Annotated in this window: 16 protein-coding genes; 4 read left to right on the top strand and 12 right to left on the bottom strand. The window is 71.3% G+C overall.

All coding sequences use genetic code 11. The features are described from left to right. Positions 1-39: 39 nt before the first annotated feature. The 8 genes from E0D90_RS02205 to E0D90_RS02240 form a co-directional block, all read right to left on the bottom strand. Positions 40-1,155 (bottom strand): arylcarboxylate reductase, encoded by a 1,116-nt coding sequence (locus E0D90_RS02205; RefSeq protein ID WP_130796392.1) that lies wholly within the window; start codon positions 1,153-1,155, stop codon positions 40-42. A gap of 1 nt (position 1,156) precedes the next feature. Further along, a complete protein-coding gene (locus E0D90_RS02210) occupies positions 1,157-2,128 on the bottom strand; it encodes an ACP S-malonyltransferase (protein WP_130796393.1) in 972 nt (323 codons plus the stop codon). Positions 2,129-2,933: 805 nt separating this feature from the next. Further along, positions 2,934-4,208, bottom strand: coding sequence for a preATP grasp domain-containing protein (locus tag E0D90_RS02215; protein WP_130796394.1), 1,275 nt, complete (start codon positions 4,206-4,208; stop codon positions 2,934-2,936). A 100-nt stretch (positions 4,209-4,308) separates the two neighbouring features. Continuing rightward, a complete protein-coding gene (locus E0D90_RS02220) occupies positions 4,309-5,367 on the bottom strand; it encodes an iron-containing redox enzyme family protein (protein WP_130796395.1) in 1,059 nt (352 codons plus the stop codon). Further along, on the bottom strand, positions 5,364-5,615 hold the full coding sequence (locus E0D90_RS02225) for a CDGSH iron-sulfur domain-containing protein (RefSeq protein ID WP_227869930.1): 252 nt from the start codon (positions 5,613-5,615) through the stop codon (positions 5,364-5,366). Before E0D90_RS02225 ends, E0D90_RS02220 begins: the two co-directional genes overlap by 4 nt. Further along, a complete protein-coding gene (locus E0D90_RS02230; RefSeq protein WP_103503459.1) occupies positions 5,599-6,276 on the bottom strand; it encodes a HemK2/MTQ2 family protein methyltransferase in 678 nt (225 codons plus the stop codon). Before E0D90_RS02230 ends, E0D90_RS02225 begins: the two co-directional genes overlap by 17 nt. 362 nt (positions 6,277-6,638) lie before the next feature. Continuing rightward, positions 6,639-7,529 carry an SDR family NAD(P)-dependent oxidoreductase gene (locus E0D90_RS02235; protein ID WP_227869931.1) on the bottom strand — a complete coding sequence of 297 codons (891 nt, stop codon included), beginning with the start codon at positions 7,527-7,529 and terminating at the stop codon, positions 6,639-6,641. 56 nt (positions 7,530-7,585) lie between these two features. Beyond that, positions 7,586-8,491, bottom strand: a complete 906-nt coding sequence (locus tag E0D90_RS02240) for an oxidoreductase (RefSeq protein ID WP_130796397.1) — start codon at positions 8,489-8,491, stop codon at positions 7,586-7,588. Positions 8,492-8,556: 65 nt separating this feature from the next. Here E0D90_RS02240 and E0D90_RS02245 point away from each other — a divergent pair, with 65 nt between their 5' ends. Further along, on the top strand, positions 8,557-9,174 hold the full coding sequence (locus E0D90_RS02245) for a TetR/AcrR family transcriptional regulator (protein WP_130796398.1): 618 nt from the start codon (positions 8,557-8,559) through the stop codon (positions 9,172-9,174). Between the two features lie 368 nt (positions 9,175-9,542). Here the strand turns inward: E0D90_RS02245 and E0D90_RS27580 are convergent, their stop codons facing one another. Both E0D90_RS27580 and E0D90_RS02255 read right to left on the bottom strand, forming a co-directional pair. Beyond that, the gene (locus E0D90_RS27580; RefSeq protein ID WP_227869932.1) at positions 9,543-9,794 is read right to left on the bottom strand and encodes a hypothetical protein; all 252 of its coding nucleotides are present in this window, start codon (positions 9,792-9,794) and stop codon (positions 9,543-9,545) included. A 409-nt stretch (positions 9,795-10,203) separates the two neighbouring features. Next, entirely contained in the window at positions 10,204-11,073 is an 870-nt protein-coding gene (locus E0D90_RS02255) for a universal stress protein (RefSeq protein WP_265415931.1), read from the bottom strand. 497 nt (positions 11,074-11,570) lie between these two features. On the opposite strand from E0D90_RS02255, the gene E0D90_RS02260 reads away from it, so the two are divergent. Both E0D90_RS02260 and E0D90_RS02265 read left to right on the top strand, forming a co-directional pair. Continuing rightward, positions 11,571-12,299, top strand: a complete 729-nt coding sequence (locus E0D90_RS02260; RefSeq protein ID WP_227869933.1) for an HAD family hydrolase — start codon at positions 11,571-11,573, stop codon at positions 12,297-12,299. Positions 12,300-12,301: 2 nt separating this feature from the next. Beyond that, positions 12,302-14,734: a glycoside hydrolase family 65 protein gene (locus tag E0D90_RS02265; RefSeq protein WP_130796400.1), complete on the top strand. Its 2,433-nt coding sequence runs from the start codon at positions 12,302-12,304 to the stop codon at positions 14,732-14,734. A gap of 123 nt (positions 14,735-14,857) precedes the next feature. Here E0D90_RS02265 and E0D90_RS02270 read toward each other — a convergent pair whose 3' ends face one another. Further along, entirely contained in the window at positions 14,858-15,526 is a 669-nt protein-coding gene (locus E0D90_RS02270; RefSeq protein ID WP_103503453.1) for a CBS domain-containing protein, read from the bottom strand. A gap of 252 nt (positions 15,527-15,778) precedes the next feature. On the opposite strand from E0D90_RS02270, the gene E0D90_RS02275 reads away from it, so the two are divergent. Beyond that, positions 15,779-16,462 carry a helix-turn-helix domain-containing protein gene (locus tag E0D90_RS02275; RefSeq protein WP_103503452.1) on the top strand — a complete coding sequence of 228 codons (684 nt, stop codon included), beginning with the start codon at positions 15,779-15,781 and terminating at the stop codon, positions 16,460-16,462. Positions 16,463-16,525: 63 nt separating this feature from the next. Here E0D90_RS02275 and E0D90_RS02280 read toward each other — a convergent pair whose 3' ends face one another. After that, positions 16,526-17,563 (bottom strand): alcohol dehydrogenase catalytic domain-containing protein, encoded by a 1,038-nt coding sequence (locus E0D90_RS02280; RefSeq protein ID WP_103503469.1) that lies wholly within the window; start codon positions 17,561-17,563, stop codon positions 16,526-16,528. Positions 17,564-17,867: the final 304 nt, after the last annotated feature.

Here is a 17,867-nt window from a genome sequence, read left to right on the forward strand (position 1 = left end):
GGGACGCCAGGACGGTCCCCGCAGTGCGCGGTGGGCCGGTCAGTACAGGCCCTCGGGGGCGGAGTTGGCGATCTGCAGCGGACGGACATCGGCGACGCCGTCGCACGGCCACTCGGCGTCGAGGTGGCGTGCCGCCTGGTCGCGTTCGAGGATGTTGGGCAGGAAGAGGTCGTCGTGCAGGACGGTGAGGCGGACCTGGCCGTTCGCGCCGGGCGCGACGACCGAGCGCCAGTCATCCTTGCGGACCACGGCCATGGTCACCTGCGGATAGTTCGGCATGTACGGGATCGGGCCGCCGCTCTCCGGTACGCCGAGGCAGGCGGCGTTGCCGAAGGTGTTGCCGTAGCTGATGCCGCAGATCCCGCCGTCGAGGGCCGCGCGGAAGTCGCGGTGCATCGCGGTGTTGATCTGAGTGCCGCTCAGGCGCGCTCCGGCGAGGGCCGAGACGCGCTCCGGTGAGCGTCTGCACAGCGCCGCGAAGAGTGCGGGGGTGGTGTTGAGGTAGTCGATGTCGCCCTGGTCGAGGGTGTCGTCGATCTGTTCCAGGAGGTGGCCGGTGTAGCGCTCGACATCGGCCGGGCGCCCTTCGCGGATGAGCCGCTTGACCCAGCGGGGATCCATGTCGATGGCGTACACCAGGCCGGCGTACAGGTCGGCGACCTCCCAGGCACCGTGCCCGATGAGATGCGGCCCGGTGGGTGTCGCCTGGAGCCAGCCGCGCCCGGGCGCGAACCCCTCACGGACGAACGACCAGCGGCGCCAGACAGCCCGGTGGCGGAGCATGGCAGGGGTGTAGTAGACGCGGCAGGGCGTGCCGGTGGTGCCGCCGGTGTCCCACACCCGGCCGGTGAGCGGACGCCGCAGGGCGCGGGGCACGAGGTCCGCCGGATCCACGTCGCGGAGGTCGGCGAGCGGGAACGGGCCGAAAGCCGTGAGTTCCTCGTGACGTGTGATGTCGTGGGGGTCGAAGTCGAGCCGCTCGCGGCGTCTCAGCCAATAGGGACTTCCTTCTTCGGGGTCGAAGGTGCGCCGCACGACGCGGCGGGTCCATTCGTCGATGTCGACGCCGAGCCACTTCTCGACGAGTACGTCGGGATCGGTCGCACCGTTCTCCTCCGGCTCTTCCGGCTCCGCCGCGTGCCCGGATCTCCACATCTCAGCCGTCCCGTGTTCCGGAGTCGGTCTGGGCGAACTCGATTCCGAGATCGTAGGCGGTACTGACGGCGAGTTCGATGTGCTCGGGTCGCTCCACATGGACAACGGGGAACGGGAAGGCGAGGATTCCTTCGGGAATCGCGGGGCCCATGACGAGGCCGAGCCGCACGTCGTGACTCCGCATTCCTTCGTAGACGTCGACGAGGCTGATCGGATCGGTGGGGTTCCGCTCGAACATGTCCCGTACTTCGTCCGCGGTTTTCAGCTCTCCGCGCTCGAGACAGGAAAGCAGGGGAATGCGGGGGGCGGTGAACGGAATGCTTGCCACATGGGGCGCGATGAAGTCGCGGAAGGGCTGGCGCAGCGGGGAGTGAACGGCGATGTCACGGCCGGGCAGCGGCACGATCGCGCCGGGAGGGGACACGGCGGCCAGGCCCTCGATCGCCGCGCGGTGACCGGCGAGCATGAGGATGCGGCGGGAGCCGTCCACAACGGGGCCGAAGTCCCCGGCGAGGTGGACGTCCGCGAGCCCCTGCCAGGGCGGCGGCGACTGCGCGTCCTCGGCTTGCACGAAGGCGAGGGCCATGCCCTCGTCGGCGTCAGCGGGCCCAGGGCCTGGGGCGTCGGCGGTCCGGGCCAGCATGGTGAACAGCGAGCGGCGGTCCAGGGCGCCGGCCAGAGTGCTGGCCGTCATCGAGCCCAGGCTCAGCCCGCCGACCACGTCCGGGCGCAGGCCCGCCTCCGCCAGAAGATCGTGCACGGCGACGGCGAGCGCCGCTTCGCGTATCGTGCCCGCGCTCTGCCGTCGTTCCCGTCCTGCGGGCAGTTCGCCACGCAGGATCCCTTCGGCGGTCAGGCCGGTCCAGCCGGATATCTCTTCGTAGAGCCGCCGTACGAGCGGTGACGCTTCATACAGTTCGATCCCGTGCGGTTCGGCCCCGACGCCACCGCCGAACAAGTACCCCAGGGGCATGCTTACTCCTGTCACGCTTCAGGAAGTCTTCTTCCCACGCTTCGATGAAAGAACTTCAAGACAACCAACACGACAGCACGCGGAACTCGGCTCGTGAACATCGAGGAATGAACCCGTCGAGGCCGGGCCGGGCAGATGACGCCATCAGGAGATCGAGAGGTACGGGAGTGAGCCTCGGTGAGACTAACAGCGGGATCACACCGGAAGAACGGCGTCTTCCCGATTCGGCCATTACTCACGCGGAGCGGCTCCGCCTCACGCGAAAGACCTGAACACGCCAGCAATCGAACGCTTCGTGTGTCTCGTACGCCGCGCACGCCCTGGGAATGAAACATTCCGCCCGCCACGGCACGCGCTTACCCTGCCCGGAACGCCATCTTCCACATCACCCTCGCGGGCCGTCGGCCAGGGCCGGGAACACGCCTTTTTGCGAATCGCATACCTGTATGCCGCGAGCGCGGAACGACGCGACCCCCTGCGGCAGTTCTCCGCGCCCGGCGCGCCAGGCGTGGCGCGAAGCCGCGGCCGACCGTTCGAAGGAAACCTCGTACAGAGCGCACGCCCGAGACCGCTTCCGGCCACCGGACCCGCCTCCGGAGTTGGCGCGTTCGCGGCCCGGGGTATTGCGGAAGGGCGTCCGGAGGCAGCTCGAAATCGCCTGCGACGAGACGAAGCCCGGGGAGCGGTGGTGGCCGCCGGGCACGCCCGGCTCCCCGCTGACCTGGGTCGATCACCACAGTGAGACGGTTGCCGCGCTCCCGCACCACACGAAGTCGGCTCTCCCGGAGGACGGTTGGTACGCGGCTCAGCGGGGCCCGTGCCCGAGGACCGTGGACAACCGCGCTTCGACTTCGGTGAGCCGGAAGTGACTGGGAGCGAGGGCCGCGTACCGCCACCGCCGGCCGTCGGCCGGGCGGTCGGTGAAGAACAGGACGCCCTCGGCGTCACCGGGCTGGAAGTCCAGTCCCGCTTCCGTCAGGTGCCGCACCGCCTCGTCGAAGGACAGCGGCGAGGCGGCGGTGACCGTTCCGGTGGACCACCTGGGTCTGCGAGGGCCCGGCCCGGTCAGCCGCCTCACCATGGCGTGGACCGTGGTCGTCGCGGTGCGCCGCACGTTGCACTCCAGGGCGTACAGGGTTCCGTCCCGTGTGCACACCAGGTCCAGGCTGTAGGGCCCGCGGTAGCCTTCGGCGGCCAGGTGGGCGCCCAGCGCCCGGGTCCAGTCGGCCAGTTCGGCGCGCGCCCGCTCGGGCGGGGCCTCCAGGGGCGAGCGGTAGCCGGCGAAGGAGCCGGCACACACGCGCATCTCGCCGTCGTAGCTCACCTCCACCCGAGTGGCGGTGGCGTGCCCCTGACCGCTCACGGCCCACCTGTGGTCCACGTGCTCCTCGACCACCCACCGGCTGTCCGGCGGCGGCGGTGACTGCCCAGGCTGGTCTCCGGGACCGACGAACACCAGGCCGTGGCCACCGGCGGACCGGTCGGGCTTGACGACGACCCGGCCGTGCGCGCCCAGCGACGCGCCGGTCACCTCGCCCAGCTCCGCGCCCGTGCACGCCCGGCCGTCGGGCACGCGCAGACCGAGCGCGCGTGCGACGGCGCGGAAACCCGACTTCGTGTTCATCTCGGCGACCACCCGCAGTGTGCCGGGGTCCGGCGCGTTCGTTTCGTAGGGGACGACGGGGATGCGCAGGTCGGCGGCCAGCGCCACCGACGCCTCGTCCAGCGCGGTCGGGAGCAGACGTGCTGCCGGACGCTCACCGGCCAGGGCTCGCAGCGGGCGCAACATGCCGTGCGCGGCCAGCGCCTGAGCCATCGGCAGGTGCGGGGTGTCGGGCACGGTGACGACGGTCACGGAGTGTTCCGGTATGCCCAGCCGGTGGAAGACGTAACGCCGGAAGGGAGGGCTGAGGGGCACCGGGCTGACCAGCACGTCACCGGGCCGGGTGAGCCACAGCTTGCGTGGTGCCTGCTCCGCCCATTGGCGCAGGACTGACTCCTCACCCAGGTCCACCGCCAGCGGGGAGACGAAGTTGGCGAGGATGACCAGGGCGCCCGGGCCCTCGTGCTCGGTGATCACGGGAACGGCCTGCCGCGCCGACCGGCCGCCGCCTCGTGGTCCCCACCCAGCGGGGTGGGACGGCGCGCGGACGGGCGTATGACCCACCCCCTGGCGTCTCTCACGGGAGTTCCACCGGGCTGACCGGGTGTCGCGCGGACGCCGCCAGCGGGACGCGCAGAGCGGAACGCCCGTGCCGCCACGCCTCCAGCAGCAGCACGCCGAGCCGGTCTTCCAGCAGACCGGTGGCCTGGATACCGAACGCCACATCGGCGTCGAGGCGCGGCTCGGCCGCGAGGAGTGGGGCGATCACCTCGTGCCGGACGACCTGTTCGTGCACGGCGTCGGCCTCGACGTGCTCGTCGTAGAAGCGTGCGGCGGCCGGCCCGGCATCGGCACGCCGCATCGCCTTCGCGAGTCGACGCGACCCGGGCGAGGACGTCACCTCCACCGCGGCGAAGTGCCCGACGAGAGCGCCGCGCAACGCGCGGTGCAGACCGAAGAGCGACATCACGTTGACGGTGCACAGCAGCTGCGCCGGAGCCGCGTCGAGGTACAGGCCGTAGGTGTGGTCCAGGCCGAGGTCGTCCATCAGGTCCGCGAAGAGCCTGGCGTGCACGTCCTCGGCCCGCCCGGCGCCGAACTCGTCGTACTCCACTGCCACCATGGCCGCTTTCGCCCGGCCATGGAGCCGGGGGATCACCCAGGCGTGCGGATCGGCCTCCTTCAGGTGGTAGAGGGAACGGAGCGCCGCGTACTCCCGGAGCTGCCACAGACTGCCTTCGTTCTGCAGGTGAGTGCTCACGCCGGTGTCGTCGCCGACAGCCGGCTCGACCAGGACGGCGTCCAGAGCCTCTCCGGCGCTCGCCTTCCGCGGCACATCCGCCCGCAGCGCGTCGAGGAAGCGGAGTTCCAGAGCTCCGCGCAGCCGCAACAGCTCCGGATCCCACTCCCGGTCGTCACCGACACCGTCGAACCCCTGGTAGTGCAGTTCGTACAGCAGGTAGAGCGCGAGCTGGAGGTCGTCGCCGTACGGCTCGGCCTCCGCCACGAGCCGCGGAGCCACGAGGGGGGCGTGGCGGTTCCGCAGGGCGGACCGGACGGCGTGGGAGAGAGCGCCGCGCGCGGCCGGCAGCACGGGGCTGGTGTCGCGTGCTTCGGTGTAGGGCGCCGTGGTCATGACGTCTCGTCCGGGTTCACGTCAGCGGACGCGTCGGGCGAGGTGTCGGTGCGGGAGGCCGCGCGGCGGCGGTGGCTGGTGTCGCACCACGGATAGGCGCGACTGCGACGGCAGGTGCAGACCGCCACCAGGAAGCGCTCGGAGGTCACGGCGACACCGTCGTCCCCGACGACAGTGACGGGGCCCTCCACCAGCAGCGGCCCGTTGCGGTCGAGGCGGATGCGGCGGGGGTCAGTTTCGTCGCGCACGGACGACCACCAGTTCTTCCTTGTCGAGCCGCTCGTCGTCCACCAGCCCCTGCTCCCGGAGCCACGGCAGCCGGGAACGAAGCACCGGCCCCACGGGAACGAGCTGGCGCTCGATCACCTGCGCGTCGAGTCCCAGCCCCGCGAGACCGTCGATCGTGGCGGGGACCCCACACAGCGCCGAGTGCACCATGAGCAGCGTTCCACCGGGCCCGAGCACGGTCGCGGCGGTCGCACAGACCCGATCGACGACTGCCCGGCCGTCCGGGCCGCCGTCCCAGGCGCGGCCCTTCCCGCGCGAGGGCGGCAGGGCGCCGGGGGCCGGCACATAGGGCGGGTTGCTGATCACCATGTCGTACCCGCCGGGGTCGGCGGTGGACAGATCGCGATACCGGACGGTGACGCGGCTGCCGTGGAAAGCGGCGTTCAGCCTGGCGCACAGCACCGCCCGGTGGGAGATGTCCACGGCCGTGACACGGGCGCCCAGCCGCGCGGCGTGCACCGCCAGGGCTCCGCTGCCCGTCCCCAGCTCCAGCACACGGGGCCCGGCGGCGATGTTCTCCCGGCCCACCACCCGCATGAGCAGGTGCGTGTCGTGCTGGGGAGCGTAGACGCCCGGCACCGTCAGCATGCGCCGTTGCCTGCTCCGGAGTGGTATCGCCATGGCTCCCTCTCACCCTCGCGGTGGCGACGGCGGCCCGCCGCTCGTCCAGGATGTGCCGCTCCCCGCCGGACCGCCACTCCGGCCGTCACCAGGTCTGTCCGGGGCTTCTGCCGGCCTCGGTCTCCGCACCGGGGGCCGCCGGGACGACTCGGCACGGGGTGACGCAGACCGGCCACAGACAAGGCTCAAGCCGTCGAGCAGCTGTGACGCGGGCTCCGCGACGGCAGTCCGATGACCGAGGAGAAGTCGGGGTCACCCGGTCCCGCAGCCGAGTGCGGGGAGGGGGTGAACTCCTTTCAGGCCCGCGATGTCGGCGTAGCGGCCCATGAGTTCGATCAGTCCGATGCGGTCGGCGAGCGTGGTCATGAAGGACTCCCCGTGGACTGGGGCGTGGGCGTGGGCCCGGGGTTCGGGTTCCGGCCCCGGTGGCTCATCGCGAGGATGCCGTCCAGTAGCCGGGCAGGCAGGAAACGGGCGAGGGGGATGATGAAGGCGGCATCCCCGCCGAGGGTGTATCGGACGCGCGGGCGGGGCGTTGTCGCCACCTTGGCGATCTTGGCCCCCGCCTTCTCCGCCGATACGGCGCGTTTCAGGAAGGCTGCGTTCGACGACACCGTCGCGTTGATGAGGCCGCCGTAGAGACGCTGATGCTCCGCTTTCATCCCGGCGGCTAGTTCGAGGGAGATGTCACCGCTGCGGGCGGCCATCTCCGTCCGGACGCCGCCGGGCTGGACCACGACGACCTGCACGCCGTGCGCCGAGACCTCCCGTCGCAGGGAGTCGCTGGCCGCTTCCAGGGCGAACTTGGTTCCCGCGTACGCCCCGAAGACGGGCAGCGCGGCCACCCCGCCGACGGAGCTGATGTTGACGATTCTTCCCCGGCTCCGCCGCAGGAAGGGCAGGAGACTCTGGATGACCGCGATGTGCCCGAAGAGGTTCACCTCGAACTGCTCGCGCCACGAGGTGAGAGGGAGCACCTCGACGGGGGCGTTGATCTCGATCCCGGCGTTGTTGACCAGGACACGCAGGACGCGCCGTTCAGGGTCGTCGGCGATCCGCCGGGCCAGGGCCTCGATGTGTTCCGGGACGGTGATGTCCAGGGCGACCGGTTCGATGCCGTCGGCCCGGACGGCGTCCGCCTCGCTGTCGGTGCGTACCCCGGCGAGGACGTGGTAGCCCATTGCGGCGAGGGCCTGTGCCGTCGCGGCTCCGATACCCGACGAGGCACCGGAGACGACGACGAGTTCGCCCATCTTCCGTTGGTCTTTGCTCGCGTCTCTTCTTGGACGAATCACAGTGGCCGGTCCTTTCACGGGGCAGGGGGCGCGGGAGCGTCGAGGGGAAAGCGCGTGCCGGTCAGTTCCTCCGACACCTCCCACAGCCGCCGCGCCGCCGAGCCGTCACGTGCTCGGGCGGCCCGTCCGGCCGGCGCCGGCGCACCGCGCATGCCCCACAGTCGGCCGGGGCCGACGTAGCTGTCGCCGGGAAGGTCCGCGGTGGCGGCGTAGAGGGTGGGCAGGGCGCCCTCCTCCGCGCTGTGGGCGACGAGCCCGACGAGGAACTTCTCGACGCGGAAACCGAGGGAGGGCTTCTTCTCTGCTCGCATCAGGTCCGTCGAGGAGATGCCGGGATGCCCGGCCGTCGAGATGACGTGTGATCCCGCGCGGGTGAGTCTGCGCTGGAGCTCGGAGGCGAACAGGAGGTTGGCCAGCTTGGACTGCGCATAGGCGGCGTTCGGCCGGTACGGCCTGCGCTCCCATTGGAGGTCGGAGAAGTCCAGGGAGCCGATCCGATGCCCGAGCGAGGCCACCGTCACGACCCGCTCCCTGATGCGCGGAAGGAGCAGGTTCGTCAGGGCGAAGTGGCCCAGGTGGTTGGTCCCGAGCTGCGACTCGAATCCGTCCGCGGTCCGGGAGAGCGGCCCCAGGGAGATTCCGGCGTTGTTGACCAGCAGATCGACGGGGCCGGGGAGGTCGCGGACGAACGCCCGGACAGAGGAGAGGTCGGCGAGATCGAGGATGCGGACCTGGACCGCGCCCGTCATGGTCGCCGCCGCCGCTTCCCCCTTCTCAGGATCGCGTACGGCAAGGACCACCTGCGCACCACGCTCGGCGAGAACACGGGCGGTGACGAGGCCGATACCACTGTTCGCGCCGGTGACGACGGCGGTGCGGCCACTCAGGTCGGCAATTTCGGCGGGGGAGAATCTGGACATGACCCGAGAGTAGACATTGACAACATTGTTGTCAATGAAAACATTGTGCTGAGTAGGCTGACCCCATGCCTGACACCACGGAGCAGCGGCCCTACCACCACGGGAATCTCCGCGTGGAGCTCCTCCACGCGGCGGAGCGCAGTCTGAGGGCGCACGGGGCCGAGCAGCTCTCCCTGCGGGACCTGGCACGGGAGATCGGCGTGAGTCACGCGGCGCCCCGCCGGCACTTCGCGGACCGCCGCGCGCTGCTCGACGCCCTCGCCGAGTCGGGCTTCGTCCGCCTTGGCGCGAGGTTGCGAGCCGCGGTGGACGAGATCGACGACGAGGAAGACCTGCCCGCTCGCCTGTACGCGTTCGCGTCGGCCTACGTCCGGTTCGCCACCGAGAATGTCGCGCTGACCGGGCTGATGAACGCCAGCAAGCACCGTCCCGGGGCGACCGCGGTCGCCGAGGCCGCCGCAGCCGCGTTCGGGCAGATCAGCGATCTGATCGAAGAGGGCCAGGCACGGGGCGAGTTGGAGGAGGGTGACCCGGAGGGCATCGGACTCGTCATCTACGCCACCGTCCTGGGGATCACGTCCATGGTCAACAGCGGCATGATCGAGCCGGGACGGCTCGAAGGCCTCGTGGACACCGCGGTGACGCAGTTCCTGCGAGGCGCCCGCCCGACGGAGCCGCGCTGACCGAACCGCGAGGCCGCGCCCTGCCTCCGCTCCCCCGGCCGGTGCGCGCTGCCGCGGGTGGGCGGGGCGGCGTCCAGCCGGGCGCCAGCGGTGGCATCGCCCTCCAGCTTCGGCGACAGCGGCTCAACTCGCCCCGCGGCGGGGACAGCGCCGAGCCGCCAACCGCACACGGTCGCCAGGACCAGTCCACCGCCTTGTCACACGTGCTTTCGCGCAGGTACCGGCGTGGGGAGCACGCGCGAAGGCGATCAGCACCGTCGTGACGACTGCGAGTGCCCCGGGGCACGGCGGCACCCGGTCCAGGACGAGGGAACATTCGCGGTCCCAGGGGGAGACCGAGGAACGTCCGGGCATCGCGCCGCCGCGCGTCAGACTCCCTCCCACACAGACTGCGCACCCGAATCACCGATGCGATCGGTCTCCACGACCGCACCGGTGCCCACGACAAGCGCCAGGACCACCGCGACGACCCTCATCAAGACCGCGGGGTGGGCCACTGCCCCGCGCCCGTCCGGCTGCTGCTCCGCGGAGCCCCGCTCCCACGGGCGCTGGTAGAACAACCACAGCAGCACCGACGCCACGAGGAGTGCGACCGCCCAGGGCAGGAGGTTGTCACCCATCTCCGTGTGGCGCTCCAAGGCCGCGGTCTCAGGAACGCGCTCCTACAGCCACTCGCCCGCGTGAGTGGCCATCGGAACGGTCACCAGCGCCACAAGAGCGAGAACGGGCAGGGACTCTGCGCCGCATGACCGACGGCCAGGCGGCACAGACCACCAGCAGCAGAGCCGCCAACGGGACGAGCACGATGACAGCGTCGACGACGAGCGGATGCGCCGGGATTCCGTTGACCGTCGTGGGATCCATGAGAGCGACTCCTCGGACTCGGCTGGGGAGCGGGCGAGCCGTGATCGTCTGCCACAGCGCCACCGGCCCACCACGCGCCACACACGGCTACGGGCCGGCCGACCCCAGCCGGAGTACACAGCGAGGCGCGGGGCCTGAGAGCGTGTTGGTGGTGGCGCCACTCGGTCAGCGCGTGTCGGGCACGACGACGACCGGGCACGGCGAATGGTGCAGGACCGCGTGATTGACGCGGCCCAGCTGGAGCCCGACGACCGTACCGCTGCGTCGCTGCGCACCGACCACCAGCAGGGCCGCTCCCTCGGCGGCCTGGACCAGCATCTGATGGGCGGGGCCCTCGACGGCGTCCCGCCGTGCCCGCACCGACGGATAGTCCTCGCCGATCACTCTCAGCGTCCGGTCGAGGAACATGTCCGCCCGTTGGTGGGATGCCTTCGCGACCTCCACGGGGTCGTAGGAGAGCTCTCCGTGGCCGAAGACCACGTCCGGGGCGGGGGACCGCCAAGCGCGCACGGCCAGGAGCGGAACGCCCCGGCGCTGGGCCTGTTCATAGGCGAAACGTGCGGCGGCGTCGCTCGCCGCCGTTTCGCCGACTGCCAGCACGACCGGAGCGTCCGCTCCGGCATCAAGTGGTGCCGGGCCCCGGACGACCGCGACGGGGCAGCGGGCACGGGCCGCCACTGCGAGGCTGACGGAGCCCAGCAGCATGCCGGTGATCGGCCCCCGTCCACGCGACCCGACGACGAGCATCGACGCGCTGTCACCTTCGGAGAGGAGAACGCTCACCGGCTCGTCCGGCATCGACGCGGCCGCGACCTTCACCTCGGGTGCCAGGCGGTGAACCCGCGCCATCGCGACGGCGATGACGCTGTCGGAGGTCACCGTTTCGGCCGGACGGTCGTCCGCGGCCGCCCGGGGCTCGTAGCTCTCGTAACGGCCCCACTCGGGGGCGTAGACGACCCGGAGCTCACGCGATGAGCGTTCCGCCTCCCTGGCCGCCCAGTCGAGCGCCTCAAGGCTGCCGTCCGATCCGTCCACTCCCACTACGACAGGAAGCTCCACGGTCTCCACCGCCCTCTCCGACGTGGTCCTGGTTCGTTGGCTGCCGGCCGTCGCGCAGCGTGCCCCGGCGCGCGGCGCGTGTGCCGTCACCCCACCGAGTCAAACCGATGCGCCCCAACGCACGCAGGCCCGAAACCGGTCCGCCGGCCCCGGACTGTCGCCGCCGGAACCCGTGCGCGGAATCCCGCGAGTCTCCGCTCCTGTCCTGGTCTCCGCACTCCCCTGGTGCCCCTTCATCAGCATGCACCGTCCGGACGAATCGGTCGCGCGGAGCCGCCGTCCGGTCCGTCGCGGTGGCGAAGCGGCTCGTGCCCACGCACCGTGGAGAGGGGTACGAGCGTGTCGTCGGGTTGCTCCCGCCACGAGGAGGCAGGGAAATGGTCGGCCACTTGTCAGGGGGCGCGAACCCGGCGGCAGCGGCGGCCGGTGAGCGTGGCGGTCCAGCACCACGCGGTCCACGCAGATCGCTCGGCGTGCAGGCAGCGGTCTTCGACACCGACGGCGTCGTCACGGACTCCGCGCCGGCGCACGAAGCGGCCTGGAAGGGCGCGTTCGACGCCTGTCTCGCCGCGGCCGGCCGCGAACGGAGGTTCGCAACCGAGGACTATCACCGCTGGGTGGACGGCCGGTCGCGGCTGGAGGGCGCCGAAGCCTTCCTGGCGGGCTGCGGGCTCTTCCTGCCGCCCGGCCGGCCGGGCGAGCCACCCGGTACCGGCACGGTGGCGGCGGTGGCCGCCCGTAAGGAGGAACTGTTCAGCCTCTGGCTCGGCGGTCACCGTGTCGCTCCATGGCCCGGCACCGTGCGGCTGGTGCGTGCGCTCCGGCGCGAGAACGTCCCCTGCGCGGCGGTCTCCGCCTCCCGGCACGCCACACAGGCGTTGCGGTCCGCGGGCGTGCTGGCGCTCTTCAGCGCAGTCGTCGACGGACGCGAGGCGACACGTCTCCGGCTGCCGGGCAAACCCGACCCCGCGCTCTTCCTCGAGGCGGTCCGACGCCTGGGGGTGCCCGCGAGCGAGGCCGCTGTGATCGAGGACGCCACCGCCGGCGTCGAGGCGGGCCGTCGCGGCGGGTTCGCGCTCGTGGTGGGGGTCGACCGCGTCGGCGGGCCCGGAAACGCGCAGGCGCTGTTCCGGCACGGGGCCGACCGCGTGGTCGGTGACCCGGGTGAACTGCTCGATGAGCCGCCGTCCGAGGAGGAGTGACCGTGGAGCTCTGGCGTTGGAGCTACGAGGGGTACTCCCCCGAGACGGAGCGGCTGAGGGAGGCCCTGTGCACCTTGGGCAACGGCTATTTCGCCACCCGGGGCGCCGGCTCCGAGTCGGCCGCCGGCACTGTCCACTACCCGGGGACGTACGTGGCGGGGTGCTACGACCGGCTGGCCTCCACGGTGGCGGGGCGGCGCACGGAACATGAGGACATGGTGAACCTCCCGAACTGGCTGCCTCTGCGCTTCAGGGCCGCGCCGGAAGGCGCCGGACGGAGCGCTTGGCTGTCGCCGGACTCCCCGCACCTGACAGCGCACCGGCAGGCACTGGACCTACGGGCCGCCACGTTGACCCGGCGCTCGGAGTACGCCGTCACCGCCGACGGCGGGCGCCTGGTGGTCGAGCAGACACGCCTGGTCCACATGCGCCACCACCATCTGGCCGCACAGCGCACCACGTTCACCCCGGTGGGCTGGACTGGCGTCATCGAGGTGGATTCGGGCATCGACGGTGAGGTCCGCAACGCGGGGGTGGAGCGCTACCGTGACCTGGCGGGCCGGCACCTCACCGGCTGGAGGACCGGCTCCGACGGCGAGGACGTGGTGTGGCTGCGGTGCCGGACAGTGAACTCCGACGTGCGGGTGGCCATGGCCGCCCGCACCCGGCTGGTGGGGGCGCCGGAGCCGGCGAGGACGACGGACGTCGGGGAGCGGGCCGTCTCCCAGCGCCTGCGGATACCCGTTCACGACGGCTCGGCGGCGCACGTGGACAAGATCATCGCACTTCACACCTCACGGGACACGGCGATCGGCAGTGCCGGACACGCCGCGTCAGCCGCGGTCCTGAACGCGGAGGGCTTCCCGGGGCTGCTCGCCTCCCACCGGCACGCCTGGGAACACCTGTGGCGCCAAGCTCGGTTGCCGGTGCCGGGGGAGGCGGGCCGGATTCTGCACCTGCATCTCTTCCACGTGCTGCAGACCCTCTCCCCGCACACCGCTGACCTGGATGTCGGAGTCCCCGCACGAGGACTGCACGGTGAGGCATACCGGGGTCATGTCTTCTGGGACGAGCTGTTCGTCCTCCCGTGGTTGAACCTCCACTTCCCCGATGTCTCACGCGCACTGCTCACCTACCGCCACCGACGGCTGCCCGCCGCGCGGCGTGCGGCGCGCGCTGTGGGCGCGGACGGCGCGATGTACCCCTGGCAGAGCGGCAGCGACGGCCGGGAGGAGACGCCACAGCTGCATCTGAACCCCCGCTCCGGGCGGTGGCTGGCCGACCACTCACGGCTCCAGCACCATGTCGGCTCGGCGGTCGCGTACAACGTCTGGCAGTACGGCCAGGCCACCGCGGACACGGACTTCATGCACGGCAAGGGAGCGGAGATGCTCCTGGAGGTCGCCCGGTTCTGGGCCGGCCGCGCGGAATGGGACAGATCACTGGAGCGCTACCGGATCCACGGGGTGGTCGGCCCGGACGAGTACCACGACCGCTACCCGCGTGCCCCGGAGCCCGGCGTGTCCGACAACGCGTACACCAACGTCACCGCTGCCTGGGTGCTCTCTCGCGCGCTCGATGTCTGCCGGGCTCTGCCCGCCGCGCGCCGGGACGAGCTGTACGGGCACCTGGGGCTCCTCCCCGGCGAGCCCGACCATTGGGAGGATGTGGCCCACCGGCTGCACGTGCCCTTCCACGACGGGGTGATCAGCCAGTTCGCCGGGTACGAGGAACTCGCCGAGCTGGACTGGGACAGCTACCGGCAGCGGTATCGGGACATACGGCGTCTGGACCGGCTACTGGAAGCGGAGGGCGACACCGTCAACCGCTACCGCGCCTCCAAACAGGCGGATGTCCTGATGCTGGGCTACCTGTTCTCCCCGCGGGAACTGCACGGACTCATGAAACAACTGGACGTGCCGCTGGACGAGGGCACCTGGCGCTCCACGGTCGACTACTACCTCCGCCGTACCAGCCACGGATCGACGCTCAGCGCCCTGGTGCACGCGTGGGTCCTGGCGCGCGCCCGACCCGAACAGGCCTGGCGGTACGCACAAGAGGCGCTGACCGGGGACATCGCCGACGTCCAGGGCGGCACCACCCCCGAGGGGATCCACCTGGGAGCGATGGCGGGCACCCTCGACTTCGTCCAGCGCGGCCTGACCGGGCTGGAGACCCGCCAGAACGCGCTGTGGCTCGACCCCGCGCCCCTGCCCCAGCTCTCACGCTTCCGGCTGGGTATCCGGTTCCGCGGTCACTGGAACATCGAGGTGCGCTTCCGCCGGAGGGCGGTGATCATCGGAGTGCCGCCCTCCGAACAGGCACCGTTGCGGGTGCTGCTCTCGGGGCGTGAGGTGCTGATCCCACCCGGGAAGGTCGTGCGCCTGGAGATGCCGACGGCGGCACAGCCCGAAGACGAAGGGGACATGCCCTGAGGCGGAAGGCGCGTCAGGGCGGCGCGGCCGCGCCGTCGGCCCGGCCGGGACGCGGTTGTGCCACCCTGCCGGTGGCGGCTGGCCGTGGGCGCCGACGCCGATCTCCTCGGCGGTTGAGCGCCTTCACACCGCGTCCTCGAACACCACATCGACGACGCCTTCGACCGAACGGGCGAGGCGCGCCGTGAGCGGCACGAGAGCGGAGTCGGCGAAGGACCCTCGCAGGGTCACGACACCGTCTGTCACCGTCACCGACAGCCCGGCGCCGGCGCGGGCCAGGGGACGCAGCACCTGGGCTCGCACCTCCCGTTCCAGCTCCTCGTCGGGACGGAGGAACACCGTCAACAGATCGGCGCGGCTGACCACCCCTCTGACCGCGCCGGCGTCATCCACCACCGGCAGGCGCTTCACCCGGTTGAGCGCCATCAGACGGGCTGCCTGACGCAGTGTGTCCGTGCTGCGCGCGGTCACGACCGGGACCGACATCAGCTGCCGGGCGACCGCTCCACCCGCTCGTCCCCCGGTGTCCAACCCTGCCAGCGGCTCCGACATCGACTGGTCCCCCGCGCGGTACATCTCGGTCGGCAGCAGATCCGCCTCGGAGACGATCCCCACCACGCGCTGCCGCTCGTCGATCACCGGCAGCGCGCTGACGCGTTCACGGTGCATCGTCGCGACGAGTGCCTTGAACGGTGCCTCGGTCGATACGGTGACGCAGGGGGACGACATCACCTGTCCGACGAGGGTCGGGCTGTCCGCCCGATCGATGGTGGTATTGCTGCGCGTGCTCATGGCTCTCCGATGCTCCCGCGATAAGGCGCCCGATGTCAGGCTGACTCCGCACGCGCACCGCCGCCACCGCGGTGGGCGTGACCAGGGGCGTGCCACGGCGAATGCGACCCGGCGGGTGAAATCGCCCGCCCGGTCACCCGACACGCCCACCTCATGGTGCGACACTCCCGCGGAGCACCGCACCATGAGTGCGAGCCGCCGCGTCTCCTCCCACGTGCGCCCTGTCGTGCCGGGGCCAGGAAGGCGAGTGACATGTCAGAGCCCCATGAGTCGATGCCCTCCGTGTCCGGCCGGACGCTGCCGGGGGACCTCGGCCGCCGCATCGCCGCGCGGCGCCTCGCGCTGGGGCTCAGCCGCGAGGAGGTCGCTGAGCGCGCCCACACGACGACCGGCTACATCTCGTACCTGGAGGAGAACCCTTCTCCGTCCCCTGGCCTCGGGGTGGTACTGCGTGTTGCTCACGCGCTGGAGACCACCGCGGCCGCCCTGCACGGTGCCGCCGCAGGACCGCCTCCGGGCACGGGGCGGGCCGCCCCGCGCGCCCGGCTGGTCGTGATGGGCGACGACGAGTGCAGGATGCACCTGTCAGGGCACGGCATCGGCCGCGTCGCGGTGGAATCCCCCGAAGGGCTGTCGATCGTTCCCGTCAACTACACCGTGATCGCGGGAGACGTCGTCTTCCGCACAGCTCCCCGATCTGCCCTCTCGGCCGTCGCCGGAACCCGGGCGACGTTCGAGGTGGACCAGGTGGACGAGGCGATGAGCTCGGGGTGGACCGTCCTCGTCCGCGGCCCGGCGCGGGTGGTGACGGACGACGACGAGATCGCCGCACTCGACCGCGAGGCGTTCAGCAAGCCCTGGGCGGGCGGGCAACGGGATCTGTGGATCGCGCTCGCTCCCACCGTCATCTCGGGCCGACGCATCGCCACCGGCTGAAGGGCCCGCCGCGCCGAGCGCCCTGTGCCCTGTGCCCGCCCGAACGACACGCACAGCAGGTCACTATCGGGTGAGGACCACCTTCAAGGCCTCGGACTCGGCCGCGTCGCCGAAGGTCGCATAGGCCTCCTCCATCTCCTCCAGAGCGTAGCGATGGGTGATCAGCTCGGCTGTAGGCAGGCGTCCGGCGGTAAGCATCGACAGCAGGAGCGGCGTCGAGAAGGTGTCGACCAGTCCGGTCGTGATCGTGACATCACGGCTCCAGAGGTCTTGAAGTGCCAGGGTGGCAGGCCCACCGTGCACGCCGACGTTCGCCAGTCGCCCGCCCGGGCGGAGTGCGGTGGCACAGAGCTCGAATGTCTCCGGCAGACCGACCGCTTCCACGGCGACATCCGCTCCGAGCCCGTCGGTGAGATCGGCGACGAGCCGGCCGGGGTCCTCCTGTGCGCGCACCGTGGCGTCCGCGCCGACAGCGTGTGCCACGCGCAGCCGCGCGTCGTCCCGGTCCGTCACGATCACGCGCAGAGGCGAGAAGAGCCGAACCGCGGCGACCGCGGCCAGCCCGACCGGACCGGCCCCGACCACCAGAACGGTGTCCCCCGGCCCCACGCGCCCGTTGAGCGCGCCGACCTCGTACGCGGTGGGAAAGATGTCGGACAGCAGCACGAGATCCTCACCCGCCGCAGCGTCCGGGACATGGTGCAGAGAGAAGTCCGCGTTCGGAACGCGCGTGAACTCCGCCTGGGTCCCGTCGACGGTGTGTCCCAGCACCCAGCCGCCGCCACCCACGCATTGACCGTACCCGCCCTGGCGGCAGAAGCGGCACCGCCCGCAGCCGGAAATGCACGAGACCAGGACCCGATCACCGGGCCGGAAGTCGGCGACGGCCTCGCCGGTGTCCACGACCTCCCCGACCGCTTCGTGACCGAGTATCCTCCCCGGTTCCACCTCCGGGACGTCCCCGGCCAGGATGTGCAGGTCGGTGCCGCAGATGGTGGTGGTGTCTATTCGCACGACGGCGTCCGTCGCACTACTCAGCTGCGGATCTGGCCGCGTTTCCCAGGCCGGCTTGCCGGATCCCTGGAATACAAGCGCCTTCATGATGACCACCTCCGTGATCTGTTCCTTTTCGGGACACGCCCGCGCTCTGCGCACACCGCCGGGCCCCCTTGCCACGTCCGGCGGCAGGCGGACTTCAGGATTCGGGATAAGTTCGCTGACCACCTTTCGGTGGAAGTGACACGACGACGGCCCGCGCGCCTGAATTCCCTGGACGAGAGCGTGTTTGAGACCCCGCGTCGGATCAGCTCGCGGCGTCAGATGCGGTCAGAAGCAAGGCCGAGGGGCGCCCTCATACCGGGTTGCATTCGGGCGTTCCTGACAACGCGGCAGATGGCCGTAGCTG

The sequence above is a fragment of the Streptomyces otsuchiensis genome, assembly GCF_004305975.1.
GTDB classification, from domain to species: Bacteria; Actinomycetota; Actinomycetes; order Streptomycetales; family Streptomycetaceae; genus Streptomyces; species Streptomyces otsuchiensis.